This window comes from Pseudomonas sp. ANT_H12B, assembly GCF_008369325.1.
In the GTDB taxonomy this organism is placed as follows: Bacteria; Pseudomonadota; Gammaproteobacteria; order Pseudomonadales; family Pseudomonadaceae; genus Aquipseudomonas.
Genome location: NZ_VOBI01000013.1, coordinates 143,849 through 166,145, shown reverse-complemented (window position 1 = coordinate 166,145; position 22,297 = coordinate 143,849). Strand labels below are relative to the sequence as shown.

14 protein-coding genes and 1 pseudogene are annotated in these 22,297 nt (G+C 49.9%); all 15 read right to left on the bottom strand.

The features are described from left to right. Positions 1-105: 105 nt before the first annotated feature. Positions 106-588 (bottom strand): annotated as a pseudogene (locus FQ185_RS20420) (OprD family outer membrane porin); the annotation flags it as partial. A 220-nt stretch (positions 589-808) separates the two neighbouring features. After that, positions 809-1,141, bottom strand: a complete 333-nt coding sequence (locus FQ185_RS20415) for a DUF2790 domain-containing protein (protein WP_149418987.1) — start codon at positions 1,139-1,141, stop codon at positions 809-811. A gap of 317 nt (positions 1,142-1,458) precedes the next feature. Further along, on the bottom strand, positions 1,459-2,721 hold the full coding sequence (locus tag FQ185_RS20410; RefSeq protein ID WP_149418986.1) for a hypothetical protein: 1,263 nt from the start codon (positions 2,719-2,721) through the stop codon (positions 1,459-1,461). Positions 2,722-2,723: 2 nt separating this feature from the next. Further along, complete coding sequence (locus tag FQ185_RS20405; protein WP_149418985.1) at positions 2,724-3,857, bottom strand: nucleoid-associated protein; 1,134 nt, start codon at positions 3,855-3,857, stop codon at positions 2,724-2,726. Positions 3,858-4,141: 284 nt separating this feature from the next. Next, positions 4,142-4,393 (bottom strand): BPSL0761 family protein, encoded by a 252-nt coding sequence (locus FQ185_RS31125; RefSeq protein ID WP_371926652.1) that lies wholly within the window; start codon positions 4,391-4,393, stop codon positions 4,142-4,144. A 288-nt stretch (positions 4,394-4,681) separates the two neighbouring features. Further along, positions 4,682-5,074, bottom strand: coding sequence for a hypothetical protein (locus tag FQ185_RS31120; protein WP_075946966.1), 393 nt, complete (start codon positions 5,072-5,074; stop codon positions 4,682-4,684). 567 nt (positions 5,075-5,641) lie between these two features. After that, a complete protein-coding gene (locus FQ185_RS20395) occupies positions 5,642-7,303 on the bottom strand; it encodes a TniQ family protein (RefSeq protein WP_149418983.1) in 1,662 nt (553 codons plus the stop codon). A gap of 303 nt (positions 7,304-7,606) precedes the next feature. Next, positions 7,607-9,307, bottom strand: coding sequence for a TnsD family Tn7-like transposition protein (locus FQ185_RS20390; RefSeq protein WP_149418982.1), 1,701 nt, complete (start codon positions 9,305-9,307; stop codon positions 7,607-7,609). Positions 9,308-9,322: 15 nt separating this feature from the next. Then, positions 9,323-10,792, bottom strand: coding sequence for an ATP-binding protein (locus FQ185_RS20385; RefSeq protein WP_149418981.1), 1,470 nt, complete (start codon positions 10,790-10,792; stop codon positions 9,323-9,325). After that, a complete protein-coding gene (locus tag FQ185_RS20380) occupies positions 10,792-12,957 on the bottom strand; it encodes a Mu transposase C-terminal domain-containing protein (protein WP_149418980.1) in 2,166 nt (721 codons plus the stop codon). Before FQ185_RS20380 ends, FQ185_RS20385 begins: the two co-directional genes overlap by 1 nt. Then, complete coding sequence (locus FQ185_RS20375) at positions 12,954-13,811, bottom strand: TnsA endonuclease N-terminal domain-containing protein (protein WP_149418979.1); 858 nt, start codon at positions 13,809-13,811, stop codon at positions 12,954-12,956. Before FQ185_RS20375 ends, FQ185_RS20380 begins: the two co-directional genes overlap by 4 nt. Before the next feature lie 2,066 nt (positions 13,812-15,877). Beyond that, positions 15,878-17,371 (bottom strand): TniQ family protein, encoded by a 1,494-nt coding sequence (locus FQ185_RS20365; RefSeq protein ID WP_149418977.1) that lies wholly within the window; start codon positions 17,369-17,371, stop codon positions 15,878-15,880. A 25-nt stretch (positions 17,372-17,396) separates the two neighbouring features. Next, complete coding sequence (locus tag FQ185_RS20360; RefSeq protein ID WP_149418976.1) at positions 17,397-18,833, bottom strand: ATP-binding protein; 1,437 nt, start codon at positions 18,831-18,833, stop codon at positions 17,397-17,399. Then, positions 18,830-20,995 carry a Mu transposase C-terminal domain-containing protein gene (locus tag FQ185_RS20355; RefSeq protein WP_149418975.1) on the bottom strand — a complete coding sequence of 722 codons (2,166 nt, stop codon included), beginning with the start codon at positions 20,993-20,995 and terminating at the stop codon, positions 18,830-18,832. Before FQ185_RS20355 ends, FQ185_RS20360 begins: the two co-directional genes overlap by 4 nt. Then, on the bottom strand, positions 20,988-21,881 hold the full coding sequence (locus FQ185_RS20350) for a TnsA endonuclease N-terminal domain-containing protein (protein ID WP_149418974.1): 894 nt from the start codon (positions 21,879-21,881) through the stop codon (positions 20,988-20,990). Before FQ185_RS20350 ends, FQ185_RS20355 begins: the two co-directional genes overlap by 8 nt. Positions 21,882-22,297: the final 416 nt, after the last annotated feature.

Here is a 22,297-nt window from a genome sequence, read left to right as displayed (position 1 = left end):
CAACATTTCCATGCTGATCACCCTGTGTTCTCCTGCTCGAAAAGTGAGCAGAAGCAGTTGAACACCTGGGTCAGTTTTCAGTCGGCAGAACAGCCTCTACTGGGTCAGTTTTCGGTCAGCGGCAACAACGACAGGCGTGGATGGAAATACGTCCCCTACTTTGACCACCGTATCCATAAAGCGAGCCTTCGCGGCTCCGCCTACTTTTGAGTAAGAGTCTTCAGGTTGGCCTTTGCTGTTGTAGGGCATGACATCCACCGAGCTTCGAGCCCCCGAGCGCCCATCACCCGAATCAAGCTTGAGTCCTACCATTGCAAATGCATCAATGCCGAACCCGACGGTGCCTTGGGTAAAGCCCGACTCAAAACGTCCAATAATCCCATGAGCCCATTCTTCAGCGTAGCCATTGCCTGTGGGACTTGACTGGCCCTTTCGATAGTCACGATTGAAGTAGAGATTACGATTGAGAAGACTAAGGGTGCTCCCTTCAATGAACCCCTCAGGTTTTTGCTCAACGGCCACTGCAACTTGCCCCATGCTCATGCCAAGGGCAATGAGAGAAAGACCATAAAAGCTTTTATTGTTCATTTAACGCTCCAGGCTTTAGCTTGGCAGAGTTTCTTTATGAAATATTTTTATCATTATAAAAAGCCATCGGCACGTAGGAATTCCCTCTACGTGCCGGCAGACATAATTTCATACAAAAGATAACTCCAGCGTGACCTGAAAATTACTTCTATGTCAGCGACCAGTAAGCATGCTTAAAAAGCCTAATTGAATGATCTGACGTAGACATGACCCTTAGGGGCTAGCTTCCATGTGGGCAGTTGGTACCCATAATCTTGTACTCCACGGTATTAAGCTTGCCCGCCGAGTCTTCATAGGTCATGCGCGAAGGCGCAACACTACAGGTTTTGTTGGCTTGTGTGACACTGACCACCTTCTGAATATCGAGGTTCATACCATATTCATAATGAACAACTTCAGGGATGGACTTACCATTTTTTAAGGCATATTGCTCCATCGCCTGTTGGTTTTCTTGCATCATCCGACCGTAAACGCGGTCACCACCTCCTTCAGCCATGGCCAAAGAAGACAAGGTCAAGATAGAAACGGCAAAAAGTGCTTTTAATGCTTTCATGATTTTCTCCTAGAGCTCACTTACTTCTGACTAGAGGATAACCAATGAAGCCTTTCAGAAAGCTGCCGCGAATATTACATATGTGTAAGGTGTCCCCTGTACTTGTGAGTTCGACTCTTAGAAATTTAATTTTCTGGCGGGTACGCTGAATGCGTCATACGAGCATCAGAAATTAGCTCGAGTTCTACATGGAATATCTACGAGCCTTTTATTGGAAAATACATATCCCCCATATCATGGAGAGCTGCTTGGCACACTCCAGTTGCATGACTCGTTTGTGCACAACTAGGAGAGGTAGCGAACGTGTTAAAAAGCCTTTACGGGCTGAGAAAGTTCGGGGCTACGTTGAGCGCGGAAAACACGATCGACAGGATGGTCATCAATAGCCATACGAAACCATCCCAGTATTTTATCGCGGCCAGCAGCAAGGCCCCGACGATTGGCAGCAAGGACAGCCCCTTCAGCAAGCGAAAGGTCCTGGTTAGCGTTCGGCCCTGCTTGTCGACCTGGTCGATGGTGATCCTGAGCAAGCCCTGAAGTTTTGGGGGATAGGTTTTTATCTTGTCCTTAAAATCATCGAAGATGACATTGAAACTGTGTAGCAGGCGCTCTGTTTGCAGCATTTGATTGTGCAGGATCGCAAGCAGAACCACAGAGACCACTGCCAGCCCAAGGACAAGAATAAAACCTTCGAATTTTGAGGTTGTTTTCTCCAGCACGACCAGACCCGCTAACGATATCGGCAGGGCAAGCATCTTGCCCGCGATGTCGCCCAGTACCCCGCTAAGCTTAGTGCCATAGTCGATTTCAGCCTGGGCCACCTCGCGCCGGGCCCGCTCAAACGAGAAGCTATAGACGTAGGTTTGCAGATTCGCACGGTACGTGGCGAGGACCTCCCGCCACTCCCGCACGATCACCAAGAACAGATTCGGCTCGCTCTCAAACTTCTCGATGACGCTCGCCACCGCCATCCGAATCATCAATTTTCGTTCGGAGAGGTGCGCCTTGTTTTCGTTTTTTCGATTCAGTATTTCTTCCAACAAGCTCAGGTGGTTGAGCTCATAGTCAAGAGCCTTGACGTCAACCTGGGTAGGCAATAGAAAAGTTCTCGGAGGCTTAGCCCCATCAGGAGGCAAGGCAAAAAACAGGTTATAACCATCTGGACTGCTGTCTTTGTCGACGCCGATCGCTAGCAGTGCAAGCAGCTCGATCAGCCGGCAGACGCGCCTGAGCGCCTTAATCGCCGAAGGTTCGGTGTCATCACTATCCGCCCAACTGAGCTCAACAATGTACACGTTGCTCGGAAATTGGCCCTTGCCCAATGAGCCATTGCGAGCGACAAACTCGCCTAAGTTCGCGTAGAACCGGCCCGACTCGTTCGATGGCAAGCGAAACTCAATATCGAGAGAGTCAGCTTCTTCAGAGCAATGCTCGAACTTGCCATAGGCTGCGGGCAGGTCATCACACATTCGCAACGCACCGATAATGTCGTGCGTTGGCCTCCCCTCATAGCGGATGACCCCATCCTCAATGGTGGGCGCTCCGAGGGCACGATAGAGAACTACCACATTGGAAAACATTCTTAGCCAGCCCTAGCCAGCAATTCTTTCTCGATCACACCAACCAGTTCGGCAGTCAGATTGGACAGGGTCAACTTCTTCCGTCCCTCATCATAGTAAACGTCTGAGGCCGGATCCTTACCTAACGCTCCACGCTCGAATTGCAACGACCAGTTAGCAGCGTCCCCCTTGATACGGGTTTTCTCTTTCAGCGATTTCGCATTGACCGTAAAGTCGTCCGGCACCTTATGTTTCTCACTATTCAAATAGTCTTTCAGCCCAACGATTTCATCCACTAAGTCAGCGGGTACGTATGCGACAGCGACGTGGCAGATGGCGTCCAGGCGCGCGGACTTGCCTGCGGCCAACTGCTCCTCCAGATATTTGATCACCGCCTCTTTGGCCTTATAACCAAAGCTTTTTAACGCTTTGTTGTCGCGAAAAAACCGGGCAACGTTATCTATGGCATTTTTGGTAGCGCGTCCTGAGGCCACTCCTTTCGCACAACCCAGTGCAGAAATGAAATAGTCAGATGCCTGACTATCACGGCCGCGGCTGATGAAGCACAGGTAGGTTGAATCCACGTCATCCTCCGCGTCATCCTCATCCTGCTCAGGCGCAGCAGCGGCCGCAGCAGCCATAGCCTTTATGGCCACGAAGCTAGCTAAGTTGATCCTGGCGGCCTGCTGAACCTTGTTGAGATCGACCTCTTGAATTTCCTTCGGCACATAGTTTTCGTCCAGCTGAATACCACCGCGCTCCTTCATGCTGGCGACCAGGAAAAAGTCGGTTGCGCCCGAGGTGTACTGGGCGCAAAGGATGTGTCCACCAGTCGACAAGACTTGATTACCGGCTTGCTCCACCAGTTGGTCCATTGCCAAGTGGGTCAAGTCGATAAATTGCGCTTTATCATCTTGTACTTCTACGAACGCGGTGAAGCGCTCTGGAAACGGCCCCTGACGGTCATCATTGGCAAACTGTCCATAGACCACGCTGTTGCCTTCTTTGCCGATGAGGCCGTGGATGCCATTGACCAGAAAATGCAACGCAGGATTTTCAGTATCGAGCGCCACATCCTTCTTGACCACCTCGGAGATAAAGCTGGTCTTGGCCAGCTTCTTGAAGCTGTGAATAATGGCAGTTTTCAGTGTGATCATAGGTCGAATTCCGTTCCGATAGTATCAATATGGAATCACTGAAAATAACACCTTACCCAACAAACTTCAGGGCTTATCTCGGCACGTGACACCGCCTAAGGGCTTCAACACTTAGGCAATGAGTAAGATCGCAAGAACCTATTAACTGTACATACATACAGCATAATAAACTATGCCGTTCATCAACACGAGGGTCGGGGCGTTGAAGCGCGGACAGCACCATCTCGGATTGCCACAGACCATGGTCTCTATCATAGACTCAGTCTGAGGAAGTTTTTCCAGCCTTATCCGTCAGTGCTGGAGCTCAACTGGGGAGTGTGGACCACTATCGCGAACTCTCGCGTTGGATCGCTCGGATCCTTTGTTTGAAGCAACTCTTCGAAGGAGCCGATCCCAAAGATCACCCATGGTTCTGGGTAATGCCGCAGGAGGCGTTTTGCCTGCTGACGAACAGATTCTGGGAGGGTCTGATCTCTGGACAGCTCATGCAAGAACTCGCCTGTTTGGACGATACTCCGGGTACGCTCGCAGGGCATGGTCATGTGTTGCCACTCCGCTAGAATTTGCGCTTAACCTTAGAAAACCAACCGCCATCGCCGAGGATTCTGGGGCTGTGAACCATTCGTTTGAATTATAGCAAGCACGCCGCTCGGCTCCTCTGAAGTAGACAGGCCACCCCCTCTAAAGCCAGGTTCTAGGGGCGATTGCTGATACGTGACCAACACTATGTCTTGGTAAGCACCGGAAAAATATAGGGATGGCTGAGGCGGACGAAACCTAAAACGCTGAACGTCGATGACTGCCACATTGCGCACCAGTGACTTTCAGTAAAGGCTCTGCGCGACGTCCAAGTCTGTTCGTACCCTTCGACCGGGTCCCATCAACACATAAACGGTGTTTTTTGTCTCGAACAGGCAATCATGGGTGAACGAAACCCCCAATGAAGTTCTTACCCAATGACCGCGAGGGAAACGTCCTTTGCTATCGTGGATAACACATAAAGCGTTGACCAAAGTGGGAGTGACTCCTCTTCTCACAACGGCCTTTAACTGACGGGGGGAGACCGCTATATCAACCACTGTCCAATCAGCGACTAGGCAATAGGCGCGTCCAGGGAAGTAAAATCCGACCAGAGCCACGGCGTCTGAATGAGCTAGCTCACATCCAGGTAATCTTTCGCCACCGGAAAGCAGTTCGACTAGGCCCGCCAGATTCATTCGTCCCTCCGACTCACTTCAAAAATCGAGTCGAATAATCAATCACCCCAATCAGCATAGCTGCGCGTAAAGCGCCTGGTCTTAACGCCGATGAACAGCACGCAAAATTTGACTCATCTCCTCGAAAGCTGATGCTTAGCCCGATCGCTATGGTCTGATTCACCCCGCGATACCTCTGATCGCGGGCTCACGTTCTCAAGACCGACAGCTCTACGTATCCCTCGCCTCACTGAACACCACAATTTCAATCGGTGGTGTCGCCGTCTGGAGTGGTTTGCGCCAGTTACCGACGTCATGCCATTGCCCATACTTGAATCCCAGTTCGGGATAGGTGCCAATGGGAGTGAAGCCGGGGCGTCAGGGAATACCGATGTCTGTGGCATTGAGTGGGGCGATATCGGCGTACGCGGCATAGAACCCTTGTCTGCTGAAGACGCTGATAGAGTGCACGTCCAATGCCCCGTAGAAGTGCCGCAAGTTCAATATAAATAGTGACATTCGCCGCCCAAAAAACACGCCTGAGGGATCATCGAATCCAGAGCATTACCCTGATATTCAATAAAATATCTACTTGGACGCGATCATCTCCATGTATGCATTCCCCCCCATGGGCATATCATAACCTGGCGGCCCTTCCCATTGTCGCGATACGCCGGTATTTCTAAGCATCATTTCACCGTCAATACTTTCCTTGACCATGCTGTCCAAATCCCACTCGAAGTGATTAATGAGAGCTTGGCGGGCCACATGAGGCACCGTAGTCAATAATTTGAGACTGGAGCTGTTTGGGGGTAACTTCAGCCTCGCGATCTCCGATATCGTCCATATGAATCTCCGTAACCGGAAATGCCAAAGAGATTCTAGATGAAGCTCAAGTTGTTCTGATACCAACGGAAACGAGTTTTGAGTTGCACGCTCCCTACTAACTTTTCGCGGCAAAAGTGCAAGCATATTACTGATATTTACTCGAACCTGCTTTTGGGTAATCCGATACAAATTCTCCACGCCGCCCTTAAGTATGTTTGCATATTTTTCGTCCTCATCGCTCACCACCGATTCGACACTACTTTTCTGCTTTACGTCCCTTGTAATAGCACTCAATAACCAGTCCTTATCGTTTTCGTTGAGCCAACGTGTCGCTTGATAAGCATTGGCCCAAAGATAGTCCAGACCAACACCAGGCTTGACTTCAAGTATTATTGAAATTTTTTCTTGATAAGCTTTTTTTTTACTTTCTGGCAAAGCTTTCTCTTTGAGACGGACCGTCGGGTTTTCCGAACTAACAAGTAGAGACTCTTCGGCCAAACATTTCTCAAATTTTTCTGCACTACCAAAAAGATGGAGAGATATTAGAAGGTGCCGCGCCAACGGCATATCGAGTTGACCTCTTGTTGTCGATAACCTAATCCATTGACGTCGAACCCCAGCAGCATACGCCAGGTCAATTTTCGAAATAATGTCATCGCCGAACTTATCACGAATACTGGTGAATAATTTAGCAGAGCCCATTAGATTTCCATTAAAAAACCCATGCTTCTTTGCTTGACGCCGATAACAAGCAGCCAAAACTTGATAATCCACCGATGGCAGATTGCGTTGCAGAATATCATTTACAAAAATTGCATACTCGCGCTCTTCATTTGAGGCTAGCAAACGGTTCGCAGGTTTAACGGCATTCCACCCACAACCACAATCATCGGTCAAACCAGGTAACAGTTTGTTTTTACGATAGAAAGGGTGAGAACAATTAGGACAAGATTGCAGAAGCTCTACACCGTGTCGCCAGCAGGCTGTAACGCCCGGCACATGATGAGCTCGGTGCCAATACGCATAACCAGACTCTATGAGGTCGGCCTGCACACAGGCCAAGCAAATTTTGGCTCTGCTATTCATAGTGCCCTCTCGCCTAGGCACTCGAGCAACATCTGCTAAGACTTGGTCCATTCCCTTAGAGGGTACTTTCGATAATCCTATAAAAGGTTTGTAGGCCGGAAACGTAGTGTTAATTTCAAGCAACTCAGCTAAATTGCTTTCTTTAATTCCTGGCAATCGAGCCGCAAGATTTTCTAATTGCTTAGGTATAATCGATAGTTGGAATGGTGCAACGCCAAAAAGATCACGAAAAGTTTCTGCCTCGGTTTTGTTCCCGGACAAAAAATGATACCGCGTGATGCGAGATAACAACGTCTCGTCTGTCATCGAAATTGGAAAAAATAGAATACTGGACATTAGTAGCTGACTTTCTATCGTGGGTTCTGTAGGACGCAAATCCTGTGGATGACGTTCTTTTATCACACATTGCCCTGTACCCAGGTAAGGATTTTTCAATTTTTTAATGCCATACAGTAGCGAACAGCCATCAACTTTTTTATAAAAAATCAGGCATTTTTACTCTATGGTCACAATACAATACACAACACATATAAATACTTTCTGTGCACGCTCCGCCAGAAATCCACACTGCGAATCTACGTATTGCTCATTGACGGAGGATTGTGGCGGCGGCGTTACAGAGCAATATCCACACGCGGATCAGGATGCAGTCACCCCTGTGTGGAATTTTCTGATACACGCTGTTCGATATAGCGATGATTGAGTAATTGGTTTGCCTTCAAGTTTTAGCTTTCGCCCGGCCCAGCTCAAGCGCCTCCTATGGAATGCATCCAGGGTTTCGCATTCGACTGCCAGTGCAGCCGCACAGTGCGGCAGCTTGTTGAGCTGCTTTTCAAACCTAGATAACACATGCAGCTCTCTGCCTATTTTTGTCCGTGAGATAAGGACAGGTTTACCTGGAAGCGTTCGTAACATTTCAGCGCATTGAACAACTTCGTTGGCAAGGTTAAGGTCGAGATCTTTGAATCTTTCTGTCTGTTGACCGCACGGTCTGTGGGCTTTACCTGGCTCTTGTGTACGCTCGGACAGCCATTGCCGATCGTTTCGATAAAGCCACACATAATCTCGACACTCATGAGCTAGGCGAGCCCTGTAATCACCTTCAAATCGATTCCTCCTATCACCCAGCTGTTTCGAAAGCCTGGCCTCTTTCCATCGGCCAGGTCCATCCGAAATCGCGCGTATCATTCGGTAAACGCACGTAACCGAGTTCCCCGTTTCTGACGCTATGGTCTTCGCGTCAGCCCCCGAGAGCGCCCGCGTCCAGATCGCTTCAGATGCCTCACTCATATACTCATTGGCGCTTGACCGATGGGTTTGAGGTCCGTTGACGGCGCGTTCACTCGGCGTTTCGGTGTTGCCTGTTCGATTAAGCGACCCGGTAATAGACCCGTTCTGCCGCAGTATCCTTTCCATGTCGACCTTCAGCGCGCAGGCCAGCAGGATAAACTTCAGCGGATGATGGGTGCCCCTCGGCTTACGCAAAAGCTTCACAACCCAGGCCGCCGGTATATCCGCAGACGATTTGCTCAGTATCGAGTACTCCCCTGAGGAGGGAAGAGCCTCAAAGAACGCAGACATGTGCCGCGCCAATCTGCCTAAATGCAGCCGACCAGAGCCGGAAGCCAGTTCCAAGGCGATAGCCTTATCCAGAAGCACTGAGCGAATCGCATCTGGACCTAGTGGAGGAACATCTGTCTCAAGCACCTGCATCGAACGCTGCGCTATTTCGCGCAGTGCACTTTGTAGATTTTGAGGGATGTCTAACGAAATGGAGTGAGACTGAACGTCTTCGTCGTCCGGCAAGTGCATTCGTCGAGAGTTTCGGCTCAACCAGCGGTAATCAAGGAACCTCAGCAGGGTCCCATGGTGGGGACAGATCAAAACGCCTGGAAGCTGATGCACACGGTGCCAGTACGCAGCTCCCACACAGGCCATGTCCTGGTCGATACAGTCGAAGCAAAATCGCACTCTCGAAGCGAACTCGAGTCGACTTGCAATTAACCCCAACCTTAGCATCAACCCCTCGCCGTTTCCCGCCATCAAGGTATTGGCGTCGTCCACCTGTTGCTGGGTCAAAAAAGGCTCGTAGTAGGGCAGCAGCGTATGGCGCTTTATAACTTCCGCTAGCGATAGGCCTGTGCCACACGGCAGCGCCTTGGCAAGCTCAGCTAGTCGACATGGAAAAGCCACGTTCTGCGAGAAGAAGTTTGCGGACTGCGCTCCATCGAAAACGGCTCCGCAGCTACGTACGCCACAGAGCCGGGCGTATCTTGAAAGGACGCTGTGAAGCGTCTCATCGTGAAACACGGCCGGAAAGAAATGGAATTTGAGCCCCATTTCGTCACCTTTTATTCACCCCTTCCGATACAACGGAGAGAACTCAAATAGATCGCTGTTTATCCAACCGGCGCTCTTCAACGCCTCAACGGAGTCTTCACTTTCACTTAACGCCTGTGCCTCTGACGTCTCAACCGCCACCGCCGAAGGAGGCTGCGATTTGAGTGGGTTAACGGGCGCCGCATTAGGCTTTGGGGCACTATTGTCGCTGCGACTGATGACACTGCGCAGCAACGCCAGTCGCTCCGGCCGAGCCAAACCATCGAACGCCATCATGTCGCTTAGTTGGTCTTCAATCGGAAGCAAATCGTCGAACTGCCGCATCCGTTTCGGATCTCGGCTTCGCAGGGCGGACAAAGCTGGCTTCAATATTTGCATCTTGGTGTTGCTCACCAACGCGATTGTCTCGGCGGTAACGCATTCCGAACCACTCTGGATCGCATACCTCTGACTGAGCACCAAAAGCTTCACCAAAAAGTCGGTGACGCCTTGTGTATGCTCATACAGCGCATCAAACACTTCTTCGGTCAGTTCGACCGGCTGCTGGTACCACTGATAGCTCCAGAGGTTTTCAACGAGCATTCGCCACTCGTCATCGTCCTTCTCAAAGCGTTTAAATTCGAGTACCCCGACGCCGCAGCAACGCCGTGCGTTGCGCATGACGTCCGAAAATAGGCTAATCATCGAATTTGTCCCGATGAACACCACGGGAATGCCGATGTTGTTCACTAGATGGAGGAAGAAATTCAGCATGTTGTCCTTGCCCCCAGTTTTCGCCAGGTGCAGGTTCTGTAGTTCGTCGATCAACAGAGCGCCGATGAAAAATGTACTCGCAACCTGCTCCATTTGTTGCAACGAGTCATTGATGTTCCGAGCCCGATGCCGCTTGTAGTAATCCTCATCACCTAACGCTCGCCCGACCGCATAGAAGAATTGCTGACAGAAGCCTGCCAGCGACCCATCTCGGGGGCAGTCAAGCTTGAGCCAGGTGATCTGGGTATGAACGAACTGCTTTCCTTCATAACGCTCGTGTCGGATCGTTTGAGGGTAGAGACTCAAAATGGCTTCGAGGGCGGTGGACTTCCCAATGCCACTAAGGCCAACCAGACTGAACGTTTCGGCAGTGGACTTGAATCCATCGTGGTAGCGCTGTGCACCCGAAAGCGAGTGTAGATGTCTGACAGTGTCTGGAGAAGTCGGGTTGCGTCCGACGTACCCTCGTCGGACCAGCAATGAAAATACGGACTCCAGATCCATGTGGACAATCAGAGGCTGAACCACCGTCCTCAACCGGTCGATACAGTGGATCCGAGTCGAACGGTCAAGGGCGAGCTCTTCTGGATCAACAGGACGGGGAAAATTCGAGATCAGTTGGATTGCTACCTCTTCTGAGAAGATAGGTGGCAGCGCTTCGATGAGCGGATTTCCCGCGTAGTCCGCTATCGCCTGCTTGGTGTAGCTTGCGAAAACTTGGGCGCCTTTCATTAGTTTTGTCCTGGGCGGAGTCGTTTGAGCATATCGATGACCTGAGCGCTGCGAGGGCCGGCAAAGTTCTCCGAGCGTTCTGGGGCGGTCTCTGCCTTCTGCCCAGGAGGGTCAATCCTCACACCCTCTGGCACATGGGCGGTCTCCCGCTCCTTGAGGCGTTCAACAGCGCGGTTCTCACGAATATTTCCAATCATCTCGGCCTTGGTCGCAGGGACTGGCTCTTCTTTTCGCTCAGCCATCGCACCACTGACGATTTGATTAACCTCCTCTAGAAGCGAAATCCGACTCTCCAACTCAGCGCGTTTATGAGCCGGTGGAGCCTGGCGGTAAGCTTCGAGCAGGTCGAAAATTTCATCGGATCGATAATCAGCATACTTGTGATCGGACTTACGCAAATCGCAACGGATGAACTGTTTGTTGTCGCCCCGGATCCAAATATGTGCCGCGGAATTTGGATCATACCAACACTCTATAGACCAAACCCCGCGGCTACGGGCTTTCGCAAACCAGTTGTTCTCGATCGCTACATCACAGACATAGTGCATCCCTCGGAATAGCACACCACCCTTTTGCACCGTTGCTTGCTCGCGCGGAAGCAAATGGAGATAGACCAGCTCGTCGGGATGATTGTTTGGTTCGACGTGGCCATTTTCCAACGCCCAAGTCCAAATACCTACCGGCGTCGGGTCGACACCGTCGTTCATCATCTCTTGAGTGAGCCTGTCGGGCTGCCGGTTGAAGCGGTTATAGTGAAGGACGCACTGGATGATGATCTTAGTGAACTCTTTCATGCTCAGCGTCGCGTCGAGTCGGTAATCTCGCTCGCCACGCTCCTTCTCCCTAGCCGCTACGCCACCTGGTAGCCACCTGATGCCCGTCAAATCGTTCAGGATACCGAACCGACTCTCCACCATCGACTTCCAGTCTGGCCGGTAAGGTGGAGCGATTCCCAGCTCGATATTCAGGCCAGTAGCAAGACCTTCAGCTGCTTTCCCCAACATCTCGCCTCGATCAGCGTAGATGTGATGTGGGAGGTGGTGACAAGCCCATTCCTCGGGACCGATTGTGACCCCGTTGGTAGCGCAAAACTGAACCTTCGAAGTGAAAGCGTTGAACAGCGCTTGCCTAGCTCCGTTCCAGCTCGGCCCCTCCAACCCGATGTAGAGACCGACGATCATGCCGGAGAAGCTATCGATGACGACGTACACCACCGGCCGTCCAATGAGCATCCGCCTGGAGTAGCCGTTCACGAGATAAATGTCAGCAATGGTGGCATCGATCTCAAACTGATGGCAGGGACCACGAAGCCAGTCACGCACGGTTCCAGAAAGGGGGCGGCAATCTTTTAGCCACTTGCGCATTCCCTTACGCCCGCGTTCAGTTTCAACTTCGTCGAAATATTGCTTTCCCCAATAATCGAACTGCCTGAAGGAAGGAATTTCCGAATCGGGTAGGAGGCGACCACCCGATTCTGGATTTTTCGAAAGGTCTTTCGCTGTGTAGAACCTTCTAAGCATCTCGACATAGGCGCTGGTTATCGTAGAAGTCTTATCCCCCACGAATAACGAGTAACCGACACGGATACAGCGCTTATCCACGGCATCAATAAGCTTGGTCGGCGAAACGGCAATACCTTGGTATCGTGGTTTCCTGCCGGGCGGTTTTGCGGGATCATACTTGCGCTCAGGAACTCCGACGCCCGCGTAGTTTTTCAAGAGCGCATTTCGAACCTGGCCATTGATCCAGTAACGGTACAGAAGTCGATAGATACTCTTGCGCTGCATGCCAAGCTCAACAGCTCTAGCGCCCACCATTCGCCCCATCTCACCGGGAGCAAATATCTGACCTGGGTAATCTGAGTCGATCAGGGGCGCGATGATGTTCCACTTTTCATCCCTTTCCCGCTTCTTTTTCTCATCCAGGTCATCCTCTAGCACTAAGAGAAACTCAGGCGTAACAATCTTGGCTGACTTCGTATCGCCTGCTATGACGGAGCCGCGAAGCTCTTCCAAGCCCAAACCAATCGGTTGGCGTGGCGGGTCCGTTAATTGGATCAAAACTACCGCATCGTATCGTTCATTGAGATACAAGACCCTAACGATGCCAGGCACGACGGAAAACTCAGTGACCGGTTCAAAAATATCATTGACTTGGACTTTCATGATAAGCCCTCCGCCGCCAGTGAAATTTTTATTGGGCTTTCGATAATTTCAAAGGTTGGTAGTGGTGCAGTCATTTGAATGGGAGTACCAACCAAATCTACCTTGATCGACTTGGCCCATATCAGGTGATGATATAAAGCCCGAGAATCTTGATAGGAGATAAATAAACGTGCGGCAATCTTTCGCAGACTTTCAGCCGTACTCCACGGGTACGGACGGCAGCTAGTTAAGTGCTCCAGAAAATCTGAATGTAATGAGGGCTCAGCCAAGGCGCGCGGCAGCTGAGCAAACTTCCTGAGCAAGCCTAAATTCTTGATCAAATCGGGACTGAACATTTCTTCAGTGACAATGGCCCAATCGACGTGTTGACCAGCCCAGAAACGTTTTTCGATCTCAAGTTTTTCCAACGTTCTCCTGGCTTGTTTGCCTTCGAGGTCGCTGCGGTATTTGATTGTTCGGGCTACGGATTTAAAGCTGCCATCGGACTTTTTTATTGTTAATAAAAAATCCGTGGTCATAACGTAAGGAAGCACTGTCTTCGGATACTTGGGGTATCGCACTCCGATAGAGCTAGCGATTGCTTGAGCACTTTCTCGCGGCAGCAATGGATACTGCTCGCGTATATCCACAACATTTTCCGAAAACTCACATACCAAAAAATAGGCGCGTTCTAGGTCAGAAAAGAGGTGATGGAGACGATCGATCTTCACACCTTGGATCTTGTGGGAGCGTCCTCTGGAAGGCACATCTTGGACGCGCAGCCACGGCAAATAACTGGCACCAGCTCCGCTACCGAATCCATTCGTAATGTGCCTTTGAATGTCTATCTCTGACGAAAACCTACGACCGCGCAATGCTTCCTCCTTCGTCCGCCGTGACCGCCTCTCCTCGTCCTGAAAAAATAGTTACAGGAAAAAATCGCTCACCATCTGCCGATGGTATAGCGCTTTCTAGCCTACTCCCGGAGCGAAACGAAGCGGAGAATCTAGACCGATGGCTCAGCCCAGAAATGGAAACCCCCGTAAATACGGGGGTTTAGGCTTTGTGTCAATCTATGTTGTGTCGTGTCAACCTTTATTGTTTTGTGTCAGTCTTTATTGTTAGAAGCCAATAGCTGTGACGAAATAATAAAGATTGTCACAGCGCCCCGCGTATTCCGCGGCCTACAGGGCACTACAAAGCTAGCTCTTTGAAAATAAAGTTTGTCACAAAACTTCAAATTTCCAGAAAAACGGCTCCGCTGCAAACAATAAAGATTGTCACAAGGTCTTTACCCTTGCCCCAGAAAGCAACTGCAGTTGATAAATCCCCGCTGCTTTCGATTAGGCTGTGAAATTGTTCTAAGGAAACTCTGAAAAAGACTTCCATCTCCGGTGAAACACTCGCCTCACACAAATCGAACGGTTGATCCTCGACGAAACAGATGTCCTTCGCCGATGCCGAGTATGCCGGCAAACGTAAGCAGACCCGCTGTGAGCGCTTCCTGATCGAGATGGATCAGCTCTATGGTGGACACTAGGTGAACTAGGGTTTGTCTGTAGCCAACTCAAACGGGGAGGGTGAATGCTATGTCTAGTCGGAATCGTGCGACCGTTGAGCGGATAATCCTACAAGCCCGGATATGGGGATGGGATATGTCATGGCCTTTCAGCATGGCCACGCCTACCGATACCAGGCCAATCGGTCACCATTATTCAGAGCATACTGCGATCAAGCTTTACGGCTCCGTCAGATACCCTGAAGCATTCAAATACCCAACCCTAGAATGCTACCTACACGTTGACCCACTACTACTAAGCGACAAGTCGACTCCTCGTTGCATCGGCTCTATGCTGGCGACTGGCAAAAGGCTCATCGCATATATCTCAGTTAGCAATGACCGCTTCAACAGCTTGATCATCGCTGCAAGTCGACTTGTTGCCCTAGAGATGAATGCGGAGCCGCTGAGATACCGCAAGACCAAGGTGATGGGTATCCACCTAAGTACCGAGCTGGAATCTGATTGGTAATGGTGCTTTTGATCATAGAGACGCTGGTGTGTTGGCGCTGACGCCGCATTGACCCAGTGGCCGAGATGTCACTGACCCAGTCTGACTCCTCGAAAAACATTGCCTGCGCGGTGTTTGTGCCGATTTGAAGGTGGGCAGCCTTGCATCGGCACGTGGGTCAATTTGGCATCGGCCTCAACATAGAGCACAGAGTTACTGAAGAAGTACTACGCGAAAACACACTTTACCCATTGGCTCAAGCTCTGGGTCGCCTAGCACTTAGCACTAACTATACACCGACCGTTCGTTGGAAGATCTGTCTTCAATGCGTCATTGAAGATATTGAAAAACACGGTACGTCTTACATACATCGACGCAATTTGCTACCTGCAATTACTCATTGCAGCCTTCACGCCACTCCACTTCACGTAAAGTGTCCATCTTGCCTTGAGCCGATCACAATCCATAAGTTGTCAAACTTCGAAAAATGCAGAAATTTTTTTCCAAAAACACCACCAACTTTTAGATCATCTCACCATATGTTCGCAATATTTGTAAGCGACCTTTTAAGTTACAATGACAAGCCATTCATATCAAAAGCTGTAGATCATAGGGTATTCGAAAAACTAGTAGCGACGTTATATAATGGCGATTATTCACAGGCGTACTACAACATTATTATAGATGCCAATAAAGCACTTGGAGCACGTATTAGAAGCAATAGGCTTGAGGGAATTAGTCTTAACGCTTGCTCGATCCTAGCCTTCCTCGCTTATCAGACATCTGAAGCGTATTTAGACGCAATGACTAATGTAGGCGAGCGTTCACCTCGTGGTTTCCTTATGTCATCGCGATCAACAAAAACTTAGGCAGAGTCACACATCGCTGAACAGCATCCACGCATAATGACTAAAAAACAATACCTATTATTATCAGAGATCCTCACAGCCCTGTTGAGTTAGGAATAATATTGCTATTTCTGACTCCGAGATTCGTCTAACTCGTATTCCTGAAAAACGCATAATGACGCTCACAGCATAGTGCTCTGACAGTGAAAAAACTCTTATCGCCCAATATACTTTACGAATTTGATAATCATGTTCTGTTTCCAGAAGCGTTTTCAATATCTCGATGCTTTTTGGAAATTTTTGTCGGTTCCGTAGAAACCCGTAGTGATTTGAGACTTTTCTGAACAATGCAGATTTTGTGATTTTTATTGGTTTTCCCATCTCAGTCATTATTTCAATATGAGCAGATACAAGCTCGCTCGATAAAGAAACATCGCGATCAGACCAATCGACAGATACTCTCTCTCTTCTAATAACGGGATGCGACTTTACATAGCTTTTCAACCAATCACGGTCATGATGATATAACCAGAAATATCCCGTTCTATCGTGACACTTTTCATTGCCATCAATTTTGAAAGCCTGCCGAAATTTGGTTGTCTCGGCCGTGGAAGCAGGTATATACAAAGGCTTAACAAGAAAGTTTCTGGAGCATTTTTGGTGGAGAGTTCTATGCTCATACTTACGTAAATCATCCGCATTTGTTTCCAGTAGCCAGCATAGAAAATAGTATCGAAACGGTTGAATGATTCTTCTACGCCGACGGAGCAAGCGCATCACCCATTCGGAATCTAAGGTGACTGTTTGAAACTCCTCCTCCTGGGTACTGTGACGGAATCTGCGCTCGACATAGCTTCTGATCGCTTGCTCCCTCAATCTGCCCCCATGGATCATGCCCATGTCTGTGAGACGCCATCTTAGGAAATCATTGCGCACTAACCCGCACGCGCTCTGTGGGTCGCTAAGCCCCCAAAACTGCATTTTTGCTACAGCAGATGCAGCTCCCGAAGATGATTCACTTAAGACAGGCGTGCTGTTTGATTCTCCAGGGAGAAGCATGCAGCGCCAATCTGCATCTTCAGGAAAAATTGCGCGAAGAAGCACGTTATCGTGGTGTGGACAGATGCAGACGCCTGCAGCCATGTGAATTCGGTGCCAATAGGGGACGCCGTATTCATCAGCGTCATGCTGTATGCACGCTTCGCAGCATCGGAAAGATGAAAACTTCAGCAGTCCTGAGGCGGTCATCCCCAAGCTCATTTTCAACCCTGTGCCCTGCGTACTTTGCATACACCGGACAGTCGACTCGTAAACCTTCCCGCTCAGGAAGGGCTTGTAGAGCGGTAACAACGTTCGAGCTTCGGCAAGTTCTGTAACGGAATATTGCCCATCTAATCGCTGCGACAATGCCCTCAAGCAACAAGGTAGTACCGAGCCGCACGTTCTTGAATAGGTACCGAACAGCTCGTGGCTGGTTCGTCGATAGCTATCGTTGGCGACTAATCGATGGTAGCGGACCGCGAGGCTATACAGGGACTCGTCAGGAAACGGTTCTGGGAACAACAACAGACGATCCATCCTTTCGCTCCCGCGTCAGCAATGCTCACCAGACTGGCTCGTCATCGATCCAGCCCCGTTTCAAAAGCTCCGCCTGCACTTCACCGTCCTTGTTCAGATGGATGTTCTCTAGGCTGTTATTCGCCACGGCTGCCACTGCTTTACCGACGGTTTTTTTCGGTTGCGTCTCCGCTGATGCAGGCATGCCTTGTACAATCAGAGCAAGGTCTGCACGTTTAGCTCGACGGGCGAGGTCATGGTTGAGCATTTGGGCAATCTGATCTTTCGTAGGCATCATGTCCTCGAAATCGGCGATCTGCATTGGATCACCACTGCGCAACGCCTCGATCGGCTTATGCAGCATCCTCATCTGATTATCGTAAACGTGCTGCAGCACCTGCGACGTGACAACCTCCAGCTCTTCCGATATCACGTGACGCTGAGCCAGCATCAGCAACTTGACGAGGAAGTCTGTGTTGCCTTGGGTGAGGTCGTAGAGAGTCCTCATGAGGTTATCGGTCAGCGGAGCCCCGGATCCCGTCCAATCATATTCCCAAAGCCGGGTGACGAGATGCTCCCAAAAGGGATCGTCCTCGTTGAACCGATCAAAGGTGATCTCGCCCATCCCAACGGCCCGCCTCGCATTTCGTAGCACACCGGAGAAAAGGGGCAGCATGGCATTCGTCCCAACATAAACCAGCGGAACACCTGCATCGTTTGAGAGAGTGACAAAGAAATTAAGTAGCTTCTCTCTGTCTCTACCTCCCCGCGAAGAGTTCAGATGCTGCATCTCATCAATAATCAGAGCTCCGACAAAATAAGCTTTGCACAGTTGACTTATATGCTGCAGCATCACGCTTACGCTGGATCGACTCACACTAAGCGATGAATACTTTTCAATTCCCAGCGCGTTGTCTAAAGACGCGAAGAACGCAGCGCAAAAACCGCGCAACGACCCATCATGGGGGCACTCGATCTTCAGCCAAACCACTTGAGTCTGGATGAACACCTTAGATCCATACTTACTGTGACTCACAACCTGCGGATAGAGCTTGGTTATCGCATCTAGGGCGGTAGTCTTACCCATTCCGCTCAGCCCAATCAGCGTCATGATGTTCGCAGAGGACTTGAAACCACCACGGCCCACGCTGCCTGACGAGGGCTGACGATATCTAACCGTTTCTGCGCTAAACGGATTTCGTGCGGTGTACCCATATCGGATCAGTTGGCTAAAACAATCCTCTAGCTCAAGATGAATATCCAGCGGGATCACTACGTCTTTCAGTCTATTTACCCCGTGCCCCCGTAGTTTTGGGCTAAGTTCGAGTTCCATCGGAGTTGGCCTAGGTGGCAGATTTCCTATGCTTCGGACCACATCGATATCAGTAAGAATCGCCGGCAGGCATTCAATCAATGGATTTCCATCGTACTGCGGCATCCCTGTCTGACCATAGGTGGCTTTAGCAAAAGCTGGATTTTTCATTCTTCCACCTCCTGAGCCTCACTGACGACCAGTCTAAGAAAAGCTGCACTCCTTGCGGACCCACTCTTGTTGCGAATAGACACTTGTCGTTCCACGGATGGCTGAGCATTTTCCACAAAGCGAAGCTGATTCAAATCAGCCGTGTGGTTATCCCGCTCGACCTTAACTTCAGTACTGCGCTTTTCCTCCTTTCTGCTTTTGAAGTCCGCCTTTGATTTCGGACTACCAGCTAGATCTTTCTTGGCTTTAGCACTACTGACGATGCTCTCTTGGAGATCTTTCAACTTAGCGGCGTCATTCAACGCCTCATATTTTGAATCAGGAGAAACCTGTCGGGTAATGCTAAGGATGTCGACGATCTCCTCCATTCGGTAGCCGGCATATCTTTTCGCCTGATGAGGAACAATAGTCATTGGCTGGAACTCGGCACCATTTTTTATCCAGCAGTTTTCGATTGAATTCGGGTCGTACCAGACCCTGACATACCGGCTCTGGAAATTATGCGAGTGAGCAAGCCAATTTTCCCGCTGGGCTAACTCACAGGTATAGAGAACACCCTGAAATTGGATACCCGCGCGAGTAATGCGACATTCCTGCGAGGGCAACAGCGCGATCTTCAACTCCGCCGGTGTGACAACCTTCGTGTTGACCATATTGTGTTCCATCGCCCAGTTCCAGATGTTGATCGGAGAAGGTTCAAGATCATCCGCCATCATCTCAGGCGTCAGTAGATGAGGGAGTTGCAGGCCTTTGTTGTGAGCCAGTACCCCCGCGATGATCATTTGAGTGAACTCATCAAGATCGAGGATTGCGTCGAGCTCGTAGTCCCTGTCACCGCGTTCCAGACGCCGAGCATCCACTCCACCCGGAATAAACTTCAGATCCAACTTTTCGTTGATCAAACGAAAGCGACTTTCGACGATACCTTTCCAGTCTGGCCTATATGGTGGTGGGATATTAAGGACGGTACCCAACGTGTTAGACATGACCTCGCCAGCTTTACTGAGCAATTCTGCCCGGTCCGCGGTCAACTCGACAGGCAAATGGGAGCACGGCCATTCGGACTCTTCGATATCAATCCCATATCGCTTACAAAATTCTTTTTTGGGCGTGTACGCGTTGAACAACGCATGCCTCGCGCCATTCCAACTAGGCCCTTCAAGGCCCACGTGTATACCGACAATCATCCGCGTGTAGCTATCAACGACCACATACAGCACCGGCCGGCCAATCAGCCAATTTCTATTCACTCGGTGAACGAGGTAGACATCTGCAATGGTTGAGTCGATCTCGTATCGATGGCAGGGACCGGAAAGATCCTGAGACGCTTCTCCAGAGAGAGGCCTGTAATCTTTGTTCCAGCGAATCCCACCACGACGCCCCTTCAAGACATACAGCGCATCAAAGAATTTTTTCCCGTTGTAGCTTAGCTGCCCAATACTGGGGTGGTTACCCCTTACGACATCGCCCTTGGAACCATCGGAAGCGACTGCTCTATAAAATTTATTCAACATCCAGGAGAAACAGTCTCCGATAGTGCCGCATTTCCCGCTCGCATAACGGCTATACGCCAACTTGATCGCAGACAGATGGCGTTCATTCAGAAGAACCGCACCGTCCTCAACAACGACGCCGCGATACTTTGGTCGACGTCCTGGGACGATGCCGGACTCTCGACTTTTAGGTTTACCCCTTCCACCGCATTTGGATGTATTCCACAGGAAAGCGTTTTTAACCTGTCCCATACTCCAATACCTAAACAACAGCCTATAGATTTGCTTTCTATCAACTTCCATCACTTCGGCATGTTTTTTTACATCTGCACCGAAATTAACGGTCAGAATATCTAGAGGTGACTTACCCTCGACCAAATCCCTGATCAAGTTCCAGCTCTTCTCGCGACTGCTTTTTTCTCGATCATTCAACTCATCTTCATGACGAATCATGAAATGAAGCGGCAGTTCAACATTTAGGACCGCAGCCCCACTCTTAATCTCAGCACCAAGCAACTCCTTCTCGACCAGCCAGGGTTTTCGCGGGGTGGAGGAAAGCTCGATAACAACGGCCTGATCGTCCCTAAACCCCAAAACCCTCACCGGATGTTCGAGTAGCTGCGATCCCTCTCCAGGAGAAACAATGGAATTCATTGTGAAATTAAGCATGACGGGAAACCTCACCTGATGAGAACTCACCCAAGCTCATCACCTCTACATGCAGAGGCTTCGATAGCTCGATAATCTTTATATTCAGGTCAATCCTCAGCCTTCCAACCCAAATCAGGTGGAAAAATAGGCACTTCACTGCCATGTATTCCATGTATAGAGATTTCGCCATTTTGAGCAGAAGAGTCTTCAGCGGTATCTCCTCGGTTCTCGCCATGGAGATAACCTCTAACATTCGATTTATATTTTTTTCAGCCACAAGCGCTGGAGATATAAGCGCGTAGCTTCTAAGAATCAGTAGATTCCTAATTCTCACCTGCGAAAGTCTCTCATAGAGAACCAACTTCCACTCAATATCTCTTCTAGCCCAATAAAGTCGCTCAATCTCGAGTTTTTCGAGCAATCTGTCCTGCTCGGCTTTCGAGGCATCTTCGATCTCTTTTGCATACTTCATTGACCTCGCGACCAGTCGTTCCTTACCCGCACTGTCCACCTGCGTGATTAGAAAATCGGTCGTTAGCACAAGAGGTACGGAAGTCCCAGGGTAAACCGGTGGCCGAACGTTCAGGCTCGAAGCAAGTGCATGGGTTTCAGCAGCAGGCATTAGGGGGAACTGCTCCCTAATATCAATGATTGACCGGTCTTGCTCAAGTATCACGTGGTAGTGGTACTCAGCATTCGAAAGCAGATGGTGAACTCGATTAACCTTCACTCCTGGCACGATGTGCGAAGTACCACGCGATGCAAATGCCCGCACCTTGATCCAGGGAACGTATTCTTCTCTGACCCCTTGGCCATCGCCGGCGGCTATCCGTTTATCTATCTTTTCCTGTGTAACGACCTTCGAGCGCACTGGCTTGCGAGGCGACGATTTAACCTGGTTCATCTGGCTAACCGGATTACCTAAATGACGTGGCAACGCCTCGTAAAGAGCGTTGCTGATAGAGGGGAACCTTCGCTATCGAATCGCAGCACAGTGATAGCGTCACAACCTCACAACAGATTGTGAACCTTATTAACAATTGCAGTTGCTTCCCCGACGTAGGGAAGCAACCGTGACAATCTTTATTTCTTTGTGACAAGGTTTATTTACTTGTGACAGCCTTTATTTATTACAGACAATAGCTGGTGCCCAACATCATAGTTTGACACACGGAAACCAATAAAATCAGTCGTTTACGGAACCTGCCGCGATGCCATTTTTACAACATAGATTGACACAAGGCATGACGATATCCGAATGACGGGATGAGTTTATAACAACATAGTTTGACACTACCCTCGGGAGTCTTTTTAAAGTCG